Origin of the sequence: Paenibacillus bouchesdurhonensis (assembly GCF_900155685.1) — a bacterium.
Lineage (GTDB): Bacteria > Bacillota > Bacilli > Paenibacillales > Paenibacillaceae > Fontibacillus > Fontibacillus bouchesdurhonensis.
The window spans coordinates 3,578,090-3,591,280 of sequence record NZ_LT732548.1; the positions used below are offsets into that span (position 1 = coordinate 3,578,090).

Sequence of the window (13,191 nt, forward strand, 5' to 3'; positions counted from 1 at the left end):
ACGTGTTTATGAGGTAAGTTATGGAGGTGTATAATCTAAGTACGAAGAATACCGTGATATTACTATCAAATGAGTTGCTTAAAAGCATAAGATCATTTAAAACACTAGCATCATAAAATTTAACAATTATTCTCCATTACTTTAACATGCATATTTGTAAATTTCAATATTTAACATCTAATATTAGTAATAAATACCCATTAATTATCATATTTACAACTTCTGTATTCTTGAACCCCAGAGGCTTTTCTTACAACTATCAGACAACAAAAAGACCCAGACCTGGATAGCTCTTAAGTTAATACGTATATTTAATTCGTTTAAGAAACATGAAATCCTTTATCTATGCGGGTTTCACGCTTTCACAAGGTTTGTGAGGTGTTCAAAAGTAGGTATGTTTTGTGGGCAAGATGTGGGCAAGAAGGAACAAAAAAAGGAGCCCCGCCAGCTAAGTGCCAGCGGAGCTCCACTCTATTTAAACAGCCTGCTCAAGATCGTTCCTAGTGTCCCGACATCCACTGGATCGGTCGCCTTCCAATCTTCGCTAATCCCTGCATTCTTGATCAACCATTGCCGGCCCTTCTCTTTCCAGTCAGGCGCTTTTTTATCTGCCACAGCTGCCCCCTCCTTTCGCTTCAGCCCAAGATATTTAGCGATTCCGGACACGTGCCCCTGGATGATCGCCTCGATCACCTCTGGCCGCTTAAGCCTAGCTGCATCGCTGGCCACATCAATAAATAGATTCTCGGTCAACACCGCTGGCATTTTACTCTCTCGTACCATGTGCAGATTCTTCGACTTCTTGCCCCGATCGTTTACGCCGAACGGCTTAAGCGCGGCCATAATCTCAGCGTGCAGCACGTTTTGAAAAGCTGTACTCTTAGAAGATGCATTAGTATAGCGGAACGTCTCGAAGCCGCCAGCACCGCCACCAGCATTGCAGTGGATACTAACCAAGAGGTCAGCGCCAGCTGCGTTTGCTTTGTCGGTGCGCTCCTTCAGCGTTAAATAAGCGTCCGTGCTACGAGAGAGCAGCACCTGAACGCCCACATACTGCGATTCTAATTGCTGCTTGATGGCGAGGGACACAGCAAGAGCTATGTCCTTTTCCTGCAGTCCGTTTGCTACTGCACCGGGGTCTTGGCCGCCGTGCCCTGCGTCGATGAATACAATCTTCATTTAGTCGCCCCTCCTTTTTCGTTTAGCTGCTCCAAAAACTCTTTAACTTTCGGTGGCAGGTACACGCCCAGGATGCCTAGATTTTCCACTACGGAAAGACCCTCTCGACCAGCATAAAAGTAAACGGCCAAGATACGAAATACAGATGCATCTCCTCCAACCCAACCGTCAATTAGCACGGCGAGTCCCACAACAAAAAGCACCGTAATCTTACGGATACCACCCCAAAACATTACTTCGCTATTAAGCGTTTTGGTCTTGATTGCCCCCAAAATGCCCGTAATATAATCAGCTGCCATAAGTACGACGAGGAGCTGCAGCGGCTTATCCCAGCCGCCTAGCAATGTAGCGATTAAACCGACAGCAGCAAAGACTCCACCAGTAGCAGCCTCTTTACCCGAAGCACCAGCTGCAGCAGCCAGTACAGTACTACCAAACACCTTGATTTGATTCACCAACACAATCACCCTTTCAATATAAATAGCCCCCGGGATCCCGAGGGCAGAACTATTAATATGGGACAATCTCACGAGCTAACGAGTTGCCTGCTTCGGCCATTTCGTTTATACGCTCCTGGAGCGCTCGCAGCCGTTCCCGTTTATCCTTGTTACTTAACGATTTATCGTTTTGCACGTCCCTCATTTGCTTGCGGACGCTGGACATGTTCTGGCTAATTTTGTTCAGCCTCTTCCGAAGTGGATCATTGTACCATTCAGGCAGCTGCTTAAGTTCTCGGTCGTTATACGCTTGGTCGAGCTTCTCTTTGTAGTGGTAAAACTCAGTCGACAAGTCATTACTGAATACCGGGTCAGCCGTCATCTGCTGAGACAAAGCATACCCGGCGTCCCCGCCAGAAGATAGCAACGGCTGACCAAACTGGCCGATCCACCCCGTATACTGTTTAGCTAAGTAATCCAGTTCCTTAGGACTAACCTCAAACGGCGTGCCGTAGGTCAGCTCCCCAAGCTTTCGAGCCGGCCAGGTTGTGTTGGCATCGGCTTGCAGCCCCGGGGATAGTTGCTGTAAATGACCAGGAACAACCGGAGCGCCAGACCATGATTCATTAGCCAACACATCTACAAAAGGCCCCAGGATGGTATCGCCGACCACACCACCGATAACCCCCCTGTCCCCCGTTACCCCTGAAATTCCCGGCGGGATCAGAGTGGTTCGGATCCGGTCGGCAAAGTCCCTGAACGCCCCAGGATCCTCTTCGGCAAACATACGTAATAATCGTTCTGGAATATCGCTGAATATCGTACCTTGCTCCTGCGGCTTGGCAATCTTGATAAACTTGCCGTCCCCCCGGGGGATTAGCATAAATGCGTCCTTTGTTCGGTTACTCAGCTTTTGATAGTTGGGATCATCGCGGTTAATTGCGTACAATGCCAGCGTAGGAATCGTGATGGCCAGAATCGATTTTACTAAAGCTTTGGCGGGGTCATCCCGGTAGGTGCGAAGCGTTTTATCAATCCCCTGAATCGCTGCATTGAAATAAGGGAATACCTTATCGACTTCACCAGATAGCGCTCCCCGGCGCTTGAAATTTACAGTTAGATCCTGAGCGGCCATTAGAGCTGCTTGCAGATCTCCGCCTTGTGCTTGTACTCGTTTAAACTCTGACAATCGAGGAGCTACCTCCACAGCATTCAGCAAGTTCTCAAACCCATCACGCAGCCCTCTATGCAGGCGGGTTCCACCAGAAAGCGGGAGTACTGCATTTTTACTTTGCTGCAAAAGATTTCGATCCGCAGCAATGGCTGAAGCATGACCTCCGCCAATATTCAAGAAGTCCTTATAAGCCCCTCGCTTCATGCCGATATCAACCGCCGCACTGGCTAAATCAGCCATAAAGGTAAATGGGTTATTTGTCGTCTTGCTGGCTATATAAGCCTGAGGAATGTCTCGGAAAAGGTTACGGGTTAACGAAAATACCGGGTTGCTCCCCGTCGTCAAAAGCTTCATGGTGTTGGTCAACTTGCCAATGGTTTGAAGCAAGAAACCAGATTGTTCGGGCCCAAGAGCAGTAAGCGCACTAAGAAGCTGCTTATCCTTTATCTGTACATGGACAGGATTGCCGTCTACAAGCGCACGTACAATGTTATCCTTGTCGAGCTGCGTCCGTTGCATCGCCTTGTCAAAATCAGCCGAGAAGCGGAATAGTAGTTCTTCTAACCCGCCTTCATCCAGAACGATTTTCGCAATGTCCTCCGGCCTCTCTGGCTGCTTAACAATCTCTGCCCATGGTTCAAATTCATCCGGAGCACGCTCAATGTTTTTTACGTACTGCTGCATGACCTTATTCCGCTTCGCCGATTTCACGAAAGCATCCACGTTCTCGATCATGGCCTCGATCGGGCTAATGATCAGTCGCTGCGATCCGCCTTTTTGATAAGCTTTAACTGGATTGGATTGATTCCCATATCCGCGCTTCTTCCCACCGAAACCTTTGCCCGTCTTCTCCAAGTCACTGAAATAACGTTTATTGGGCACGTACCAGGGATTTTTCTCAATCCAAGAATCCAGCATATCCTGGGGGATCATGCCGGTATCAACAAGCCATTTTTGAGCTACTTGGTTTTGAAACTCATACAGCCCCTCGGACATTTCCTTGAATTCCGGGAACATCCGTTCATACTCCGAAACCTTCCGTGCCCCGTAATCCGGCGTCCAGTTAAGCCCATCCCTGAACACCTTCTCACCACGTTCATAGCGGGTTATCGCATGCTTGTTTAGCAAGTAGTCCTCAAAGTCAACATAGATATGTTTGTTCCGTTTCATCAAAGGTTTTAGCGGAGCAAGAATACTCTTCAGCGATTTACCCACCACTTGCCCCTTAGCATCTACAAGACCCTCTGTAATGATCTGTTTAGCCACCACATCGGCGCCGCGTGAAGCAAGACCAGTGTCATGTATACGGTGACTAGAGGGAAGTTTTTCCCCCATCACGTTTTCAAGTATTTTATCCTGTTGGTTAAGCGGATGAAGGTCATCAATTAGCGCTGTATAGAGTTTATCCGCATTTGCTGTTAAACCTTTAAACTCCCGTTTCTGCCGGCTAACCAGTTGTGAACGGGTATCCGTCCGGAGCGAGTCATAGGGGTTCGTCTTAGAAAAAGGCGAGATACCTACCCCTGAATGTTCCTCAAACTGGCTAGGGTTTAGTATAGGCTCGGCATTAGGATCAACCTCCGGAAATTTCGGAGTTTCGATTTTTGGTTCAATATTTTCACCTTTGACGGGATTCGGCCTTGGCTCACTCGCAAGAATATAGTCAATGTCCTCAGGGGATAGGTTCCCCCCGCTTGCTAACCTATCGCTGATTTCCTGTCGACGTGGATCCATCTTCGACGTTCCGGGTTGCTCAGGCTGATAGGGAGTAGTTGATGGCCTTCGCTCGCCTCTGGGCTCAATCCGAGTGTCCTTTAACTCCTTTGATACAATTGGCCGATCTGTGATATGGAGAGCCGGATCAATTTCTCTCAAGCTGTTTTGTAATGTCTCACGAGCACTTACAAGTCCCGCAAGTTGCTCATCGAATCCATTTTCTGCTTTCCACGATGGAACGGCACCTACCTCATCCATAAAACCATTATCCACTCGCTCCCGCGCCAGTTGGTACAAATCTTTATTTGAGGGAACCCTTCCGTTCACCCTATAGAACTCCTGGTACCAAAGCGGATTTTCAGAAATACGCCCCGCCCGTCCTATCACTTCTCCCGCCGCATCCCTCTGCAGGCTTCCTTGTTGTACCCCTTGTCGGCTATCACGGGACTCCTTCAGATACTTATACTCATCGATCACGCGCTGTTCATATTTCATATTCAGATCATTAATTGCGTTATCGATCTCACCCAACCCTAATCTACCCTCGCTAGCGTTCGCCGCTGCCGCCCTGGTTGCAGGGGTAGCCTCTGGAAGATCAAAGGTATATGGGTTAACCACCGGCTCTGTGCCTGCCGGAAGCGTTGACCGTTCAGCAGCGGACGCCATGCGAGTATCCTTTCTACCCTCAGGCAATGCGAGGATCTCTGCAATCTCACTCTCAGGGATGCCGTTTTTCTTGAATAGTTTAGATAGTCCCAAGCCCGCTGCTCTAAAGCCCACTCCTAAGGCGCCCCCAATGCCGCCGCCTAGTGCAGTTTCCGCGAGTGTTCCCGCATCATCCTGTCCCGTCATGCGGGCAAACGCTGCTCCCTGCATTGCTCCTGCGCCCGCTTCCCTCAAACCTTCCCTCGTCAGCGCCTGAGCTGTTTGAGGTTTAATCAGTTTGCTCAGTTGGTTTGCTGCGGCTTGTTCGGCCTTCATTCCGAGTGGCGACATCAAAACTTTATCCGCTACCCCATAAGTGCCGGCAATCGGTCCCGTATTAAACGGCGCTCCTGTCGGAGTAAATACGCTTGCCACGGATCCGGTGATGTCTGCCGTTATATCCGCCACCTTGCTTCCAGTTTCCGGCTGGATCGTTACGGGATTTCCACCAGACATGACTGAGTCCGCCTGGTGGCCAATCCGAGAAGCAAAGTTCCCCACAGGATTCCCCCGAGTTATCCAGTTCATCGCACTAGCAAAGTACTTGGCTGGGTTATAAGGGCTTAGTGTGTCGTAATACTCCTTGTTCTTTTCGTACTCAGTTAATGGCTTCGCTTCTGACTGGGTCTTAGCAGCCTGTTGGTTTTTCATCGCAGCATCATACATAGCTGCATTAACTAGATTCATTGGCGTAACAGAACCGTACTTTGCTTGTAACTCAGGCATTGGCGTTCCGCTATCGGGTCTTGTATCAATGGTTCTATTTCTGACGCTATCAAACATACTCGACTGCATCTCAGGCGTGGCAGTCGGCGAAGACAGCCGTTGATATACCCGCTCCCTTGCTTCTTCACCTTGTTTTATTCTGTTCCTGACACCATCGAACTGACTTGCCATCTAAAATCACCACCTTATCCCAACATTCTCAAAGCGTCGTTGAGCTCGTTACCGAATCGCTTTACTACGCCGTTTCTAACTGCGCTTGAAGATGAACTGAAGTACTTCATGCCGTTCTTAGCACCGCGCTCAGCATACAGTTTTTTAAGGATGTACTCGTCTGAGTCCATCGGTGTAATGCCGGCAGCCTTAACAATCTTACTTACGCTTCCTGATCCGTGCTGCACCGCAGTTGACCAAATCGCATTTTGAACGGCAAGTGTGCGTTTGGACACGTCCAGGCCGTTGTTCTTAATCAAGGATTTCGCAGCCGGGTCATAGTACTTTTGTTGAATAAAATTGTGCTGATACTGGCCAAAGTTTTTATTGTTCACCGCGACCTTCTTCCAAGCTGTATCGAAAGCGAGTGTGCCCGGAGTCTTTCCGGACAGTTCTTTATAAGCAGCCTTATCAATGTTCTTGAGATAATTGACGAATTCTTTTGCCGATCCTGACTTTTCCGTTAGTTGATATGTCCCGTAGCTAGCGCCGCCGATGTCTCCAGGCGTACGGGCTATCGTGGCCGCGTTTCCGCTTGACTCGTACTTAGCTGACAAAGAACCTAAAGCCCCACTGGCGGCCGTGGGGCGTTTCAGTTTCCCGGGTGTTTTTTTTTGTAGTTCTCAATTTCGGTTTTGGTCATGCCGAGTGAAGAAAGTATTTGCAACGTCTCTGCATCGGACAAACCTGCATCTACTACATTCAAGAACATCTGCTCACGCTTAGTAGGGTCTTGGGTGATTCGATCGCCTACTTTCTCTTGGATACCTTTGTTATCTTGGAAAACTGGCTCCGTGTAGAGAGACTGCATGCTCTGCAGGATTTGGTTCGCCGTTAACCCCCCTCGGGAAGATCCAGACGGATTCATCATTTCCCAATCTAATGCCGCCCACTGGCGGGCGTTATCGTCAGCAGAAAGCGCGAGACGAGCCTGGTCAATGCTTAAGCCGCCGAGCTGCACTTGTCTACTAAGAGCATGCTGTAAGCCGAATTGATTAACGTCCTGATCAAATTGCATTTTCCACTGCTCGTCTCTGATCTGATCACGAACTTTCTGATATGCAAATTGATCTTGAGCGAATTGCTGGTCGAACTGTTGTCCTTGACGTTGCATATCGAGTTGCTGTCCGGCTAATGTCCTAACACCCGGGTTAGCCCTTGCGGCATCAGCATAGCTCACGTTAGCCCCATACAAGCTAGAATCTATACCCATGCGCTCTAGCTGATTGCGTAACGTCTCTGCCTGCCTTGCAAACTCTGCCCGATCTTGTGCGTTGCTCGATGCACCCCATTGCTGCTTAAGATTCAGAATCTGATCTATGGCCTGTCTGGCTTCGGTAGGCAAATAGTTCCCAGTAAGCTGCGCTTCCGTAATCGGCTTCTGGAAATACTCGTTATCCTGCAGGCCATACAGATTAGTTAAGTTCCCAAGCGCATCTTGACCAACCCCGTAATTGAGTTGCTGGACTTGTAGGCTTCGATTAGCATCGTCATTGTATCGCTGGTAAGCCTGCTGCATAAGTGCCGGTACCAAGTTATTCGCGATACTCGCCATAGCATTGGTTCCAATCTGATTAGCTACAGACTCGCTCCAGGAAGACATACCTTGTCCACTGGCGCGAAGCATAGCGTTCGTGTCTCTTTGCTGGCTCTCGACATTTCGCTTTGCCTCGGCGAGCTGTGACTGGTAAGCCGGATCACTATTTTGGTCATAGACGAACGGATCCGGTGCAGTGAATTGGAACTCGGCTTGCCTATTAATAAAATCATTCATCCTATTGAGCGTATCCTGTGTCGGGCTCGATGGCGGCGTATAGGTGGCCTGTGGTGAGCTGGTGACATTCGAAGCAGCTTGCACCATAGGGGCTTGGTACCCCAGGTTAACATTCAAGTATTTCTGCTGTGCGGATGTATCCAAGCCCTGCGCCTTCCTACTCTCGATTACTCCTAAGGTACGATCTATTTCACTTTGTTTGTACGCCGGACTGTTAGCAACATTCTGCTGATTTTGTATAATGCCTTGTTTGCCCTTTTTGTCTGCGGTACCGTAGTTAATACCGCCGTATCCTAAGTTAGCCATGTGACACCTCCTTATAGGCATAAAAAAGAGCCCTGCTGAGAGGACTCCTACCATCTTACTTTTTTATAAATAGCATGACCGATTATTATAAATGAAATCACTATACCGGGTTCACCTAGAAGGAAGTACGGACTTCCCAAAACTGATACTGTGAATACATAACAAAAGAACTTATAGAATTTTGATTCTGAAAACTCATATTCAGAGAAAACATATTCTATAAGAAAATAAATACACAAATGCACGACAAGAACGAGGATATATTCTCCTACATAAGGGAACGTCATTTCTGCAAATCGGCTAATTCAACCTTCAAGGATTCAAGTTGTTGTTTGTATGTTGGGAGGTTTGTTTCAGCATCTTTTAATACCTTTCTTAGGTTATCGGCTTTTTCAACATACATATCGTATGTCTGTTTATCATATAGCTCTGAACCAAGATCCCAAGACTTCTCTATAATTTCTTTCATGGACTCCATGTCTTCAATAGCGCCCTCTGATCTTTCTTTATTTACTAATATCTCTTCTGCGTTTCTGATCTTCTTGTTGAGTTCGCTAATCTGAGCATTTAAATTTTGGATTTGAGCGGATTTGTCATTCGGCTTCGGGATATCGTTACCAGCAGATTCTGATCCACTGGATAGAACAACCTCTTTGTTGTCCACCTTTACCACTTCCATTCCCAATTCATTTGCAGCTGCCCGCAACGGGACATAAGTCGTACCGTCGATTACTGCCCCTTGTCCTATTGATTTGTCATCAAGTTTAACAGACAAGACATTACCTACCTTGCTTCCAAGTAGTTTTGAAGCCGCGGCTTCTAGTTTTGGAGCATATGATATGGACAACCCAAGTACGAGACCTAGCAATATAAGTGAGATACTTTTAAACTTTCTCATATTGGCACCCCTTGTGTAATAATTTGGCACCATTATATCACACTAATTGCCCTATGGCTTATCCATTTTAGAATCAAGCTTTTGAAGTAAAGACTTCCCGTCGTCCAAGTCAAACAGTTGGCTAAACGAAACATACACCCCACCCAAATACCCCGGTTGTAGATTTATTCTATCCTGAACATTTATAGTAAGTCTCCCAGAAGATGAGATTAAAGAATGGGAGCTTTGCTGGTATAGGTATAGCCTTTGCCCCTGATCATTGACAGATATTTCAGGAGATCCGACAGGGCCGTTTGAGTCAACTGCAGCATACTTGTTGGCCGACGAAGAAGCTTTGAACATATTACTCGTATTACTCATTTCAGCTCGCGGGTAATATCTGCTCGTAGCGATATACGATCCAAAGATATCAACTGCCTCGATTAACCCTGCAATAATATGCCCTAAATTTGCGCTAATCGCAGATAGCTCATTTACTGTAATCTTCTCCGCGGTCACAGCGCCTGCCTGAAGCTTGCTTGTTGAAACTGAGTTAGCTTGAAGCTTGTCTGTAGTAATAGCCTCGGCTTTAATATTCTTTGCTTCGATCCCTTCCGCACGGATGTTGTCAAAGGCCACGTTCCCATTAAGGATAAACTCTAGATCCTTAGCCATCTTCGCTGCGGTATTTGCGAGCTGCTTCACGTAATCTAAAATTACCGCAACATCTTCTGTCTGTGGTGGCCCTGACATCCGTGGAGAGTCGGTCCATAGAGACATTAAATCTACCTCCTAGTAAAGCGGCAATTGTCTTGTTTGCCGCGTAAATTCATGTATTCGTACCCGTCCGCTTCCGCTGAACTTAACCCTGATCCAGTTCTCCCTGGCGAAGCTGGCCACTGGAATAATGACTCTCCGCACCTGAGTTCCCCCGCCAGTTAGAGACTGAACCAGCTTCCAATCCTCGCCAGTGATCGACGATGATAGGTGAATCTGCATTGTGCCTGTCAGCTCAACGACGACCCACAGCTTATACCAACGCATCTTCTGAGCGGCAGAACCGCCGTTAAACGGTTTGGATTCAACTGACCAAGGAATAGCATTTCCGGCATCTGTTGTGCCCTCCAGCCGAAGCACGCGCCCCCTGGCGTCGCCGATATAAAACTTGTCGCCTATAGTTACAAAACAGGTAGCCTGAATACCGCTCCACTTGCTCCACGCTTGCACACCAGGACGCGGATCGTAAACAAGCATCTTGTCAGAAGGGATATTGAAATAAAGTTTCCGGCCGTCACTGCCGGCTGCTGATTGAGCATTGATCCCACTCAGGAACTTCCCCACGATATCCGAAAAACTTTTCTCCGGAGGCATACCGCCGCCGTACTCATATATCCCGGTTCCGTGCATGAAACGCATGAATCCCTCTTGCGTGATGGCAGCCTTATGGTTTACCAGACCTGTATCCTCGGTGATCTGCTTCGTGTTAAAGTCAGACGGCAAGGATCCATATAACTCATGCAGGCTCCCCGGCATGCCGATCGTCAGTTTGGATAGGCTGCCCGATAGCATATTGATATCCTCACCCCGCTGAGACTCTATCTTTTTACGATAGCTGTCGTCCAGGTTTCCCGTAAACTTATCCCAGGATGTGGGGTTATCCAATGTACAAGCCCACAACTCTTTCCCCACCGCGCACCATAACCTATTTTGGTACGTGGTCATATACTTACCCTTCTGCGGCGCACCACTCAAATTTGAAACGGAAGAACCGTCATACCGCTTTACCGGATCTACGCCATTGCAGGCAATCAGATTAACATCAGATAGATTCCCTTGAAAATTCGTAAATGACCATTCTACCGATGTGTTGAACCCGCTTGCTAATGTACTCCATGAAGATCCATTCCATCTGCGCCAAGTCCCATCGTTAAAGACGGCATGCAGTTCACGATCTTTCCATACACCCATCCCGAGTACCTTAGTACCATATGAGCCGATAACAGAATAACCCGGCCTCGTCGAAATGGCCGGGTAGTCATCCGTGGTCATATTATTCATGTCGGTGAAAAAGCTGTCTCCGATCGTCAAGGGGTCAAATGTATTCAGCCCCTTAAACTCTCTAATCGGTATAGGCTGCATCAGCCCCGGTAAGGGTTGATAGTTAACCGGCCCATACTGTACTGGCTTCATTAACTACCGCCTCCCTGATAGTTCTGCGCTGCGACATTCCAAGCCGCTTTATATTCGTTTTCGTAGTTCGCCGCCTTCACGTTGTCATCCTGTGTCTTGGCCAAATAAGCCGCAAGGGCAGGAATGTAAGTCCAGTGATACTCTTCTGGCGCGTCAGGCGGCTGCAGTAGGTTAGACGATGCGTAATTAGTTGTCGCTATTCTCCTATAACGCAGAACTCCCTGCAGATCGGAATAGGGTGCAGGGTAGACCGATAGGGTATGGGTTGAATCATCAAAGCTGTAGGCATTCTGTGCAGGTGTTACGCCATCACGATCTAAGCTTTGGTAACGAAACATCCCAATCATAAGGAGGTCGATATTCTTAGCTCGTACATCTACAGGCAAAACATAATCCTGCTGCGCAGCCGCGCATGAAAATTTTGCAATCTTCGGAATCTTAACCACGTTGAAAAAATCCTGATTGATCGCATTTAGAGAGATAAGCTTATCAGCAGCCGGCACTTCATTTGGCACGAGCAGATCAGCTTCGCCGATGATCTCACCGATATTCACACTTCAACAACTCCTTTCGCGGAGAATAATAAGCACGCCCTGTCAAGAATGTGCTTATTTGCGTAGTTTCGTCCTAGACCGCACTAATTAATTTAAGATTTCTACCTACCTCTTTTTGCGGAACGTGGCTACTTACTACTTTCTCGGCTATGTCGTACTCACTCTCGTCAACACTAACCACAGTAAGGCTCGCTGTCCCATCAGTAAGTTTGTCAAAGGTAACTTGGGGCCTTATGCCGACTTGTACAAATTCATCCATTAACTGATTAGGATTTACATTTGATAACTTGAACTCCACCCTTTTACCCCCTCGCTTTATGGACATGTAACCCAAAGCTGCCATCGGCCACATTTAAACTGGATGTAGATGTTTGAGCAGCATAAATGCTTATAAAGTCGCCTGCATTAAGCAGGACGTTCCCTGTTACTGATACTACGGTGTTATATTCGCTAGAGGCTCCGACTTGCACGGCAGCAATTTGTTGATGTGTGGCATCATTGATTCTGATAGCTATTTTTCGTAAACCGACAGCGCTTGGCTCAAAAGTAATTGTTGCAGTTATTACGTAAACTCCCGCCTCTTCTACAGTGAGATCCCCATTTGATAGTGCGTATATTGGGTCTGTGACGATTGGGGCTGTGTTAAAGTTAATTTTCGTTTCTGTGCCATCCCCCGGTACGACTGTAAAAACGCTGGTGGCTACTCTGATGTACTTTTTCTTCGCATAATCGGCCAACTGCGCAGTAACATCAGTGATCGCATCGGCATTACCTTTCACCGTTTCCGTTGTTCTGCCGGCTCCGGCCAGATCTTCTACGTCCTCGACAACCGCAGCAAGAGCCACTTTATCGGCAGCGCCCATCAGGCCGCTGACCGTCTCGGTTGCCTCCGGGATCGGATCGGCTCCGTCCCCTACATGCTCCACTCCGTGCAGTCCAGGGGTAGCCGTACCGGTGCTAGTGATTCTAATTTCTTTATTCACTGGATCCGGAGTAACCGTAATGCCGACCCCTGCGGTAAAGGTCACCTGATCCTCTTTCTGGCCTGCTGGGATGTTATTAATGCGCGAAAATGCATTCTGGTTTGGTTCTGCGCCGTTAGATATTCCGTCAAGCTTCGCTTGATCTTGTCCGGAAATGAATCCAGCTGCTCCGTTAGGTACAGCCAAAGCATGCGCACCTCCGCCAGTACCAATGTGGGCATTTAATTTTTCGTCTGAATACTGCTTCGCTTCCTGTAAGGCTTTGTCCGCTTTCTCCTGTGCCCCGCCGGGGGTTTCCCATTGTGAAGTACTTTGATCGGCTATATCTTCACTCGTATCTCGCCATGGATAACGACTCAT

At 47.9% G+C, this 13,191-nt stretch carries 11 protein-coding genes; all 11 read right to left on the minus strand.

The annotated features are described in order from the left end of the window. Positions 1-471: 471 nt before the first annotated feature. The 11 genes from CZ379_RS20090 to CZ379_RS20140 all read right to left on the minus strand — a co-directional run bounded on the left by CZ379_RS20090 (position 472) and on the right by CZ379_RS20140 (position 13,191). On the minus strand, positions 472-1,179 hold the full coding sequence (locus tag CZ379_RS20090; protein WP_110933248.1) for an N-acetylmuramoyl-L-alanine amidase family protein: 708 nt from the start codon (positions 1,177-1,179) through the stop codon (positions 472-474). Continuing rightward, positions 1,176-1,634 (minus strand): phage holin family protein, encoded by a 459-nt coding sequence (locus CZ379_RS20095; protein ID WP_110934477.1) that lies wholly within the window; start codon positions 1,632-1,634, stop codon positions 1,176-1,178. The genes CZ379_RS20090 and CZ379_RS20095 overlap by 4 nt, the downstream gene beginning before the upstream one ends. A 55-nt stretch (positions 1,635-1,689) precedes the next feature. Next, positions 1,690-6,108 (minus strand): LPD38 domain-containing protein, encoded by a 4,419-nt coding sequence (locus tag CZ379_RS20100; protein ID WP_110933249.1) that lies wholly within the window; start codon positions 6,106-6,108, stop codon positions 1,690-1,692. Positions 6,109-6,122: 14 nt separating this feature from the next. Continuing rightward, positions 6,123-6,704, minus strand: a complete 582-nt coding sequence (locus CZ379_RS20105; protein WP_199925698.1) for a VgrG-related protein — start codon at positions 6,702-6,704, stop codon at positions 6,123-6,125. Positions 6,705-6,739: 35 nt separating this feature from the next. Then, the gene (locus CZ379_RS20110; protein WP_110933251.1) at positions 6,740-8,227 is read right to left on the minus strand and encodes a hypothetical protein; all 1,488 of its coding nucleotides are present in this window, start codon (positions 8,225-8,227) and stop codon (positions 6,740-6,742) included. A 283-nt stretch (positions 8,228-8,510) separates the two neighbouring features. Continuing rightward, on the minus strand, positions 8,511-9,125 hold the full coding sequence (locus CZ379_RS20115; protein WP_199925699.1) for a hypothetical protein: 615 nt from the start codon (positions 9,123-9,125) through the stop codon (positions 8,511-8,513). 51 nt (positions 9,126-9,176) lie between these two features. Next, on the minus strand, positions 9,177-9,884 hold the full coding sequence (locus CZ379_RS20120; protein WP_110933253.1) for a hypothetical protein: 708 nt from the start codon (positions 9,882-9,884) through the stop codon (positions 9,177-9,179). Between the two features lie 12 nt (positions 9,885-9,896). Next, a complete protein-coding gene (locus CZ379_RS20125; protein ID WP_110933254.1) occupies positions 9,897-11,294 on the minus strand; it encodes a hypothetical protein in 1,398 nt (465 codons plus the stop codon). Further along, positions 11,294-11,848, minus strand: coding sequence for a phage adaptor protein (locus CZ379_RS20130; RefSeq protein WP_110933255.1), 555 nt, complete (start codon positions 11,846-11,848; stop codon positions 11,294-11,296). Before CZ379_RS20130 ends, CZ379_RS20125 begins: the two co-directional genes overlap by 1 nt. A 73-nt stretch (positions 11,849-11,921) precedes the next feature. After that, positions 11,922-12,146 carry a hypothetical protein gene (locus tag CZ379_RS20135; RefSeq protein ID WP_110933256.1) on the minus strand — a complete coding sequence of 75 codons (225 nt, stop codon included), beginning with the start codon at positions 12,144-12,146 and terminating at the stop codon, positions 11,922-11,924. 4 nt (positions 12,147-12,150) lie between these two features. Then, positions 12,151-13,191, minus strand: a complete 1,041-nt coding sequence (locus CZ379_RS20140) for a hypothetical protein (RefSeq protein ID WP_110933257.1) — start codon at positions 13,189-13,191, stop codon at positions 12,151-12,153.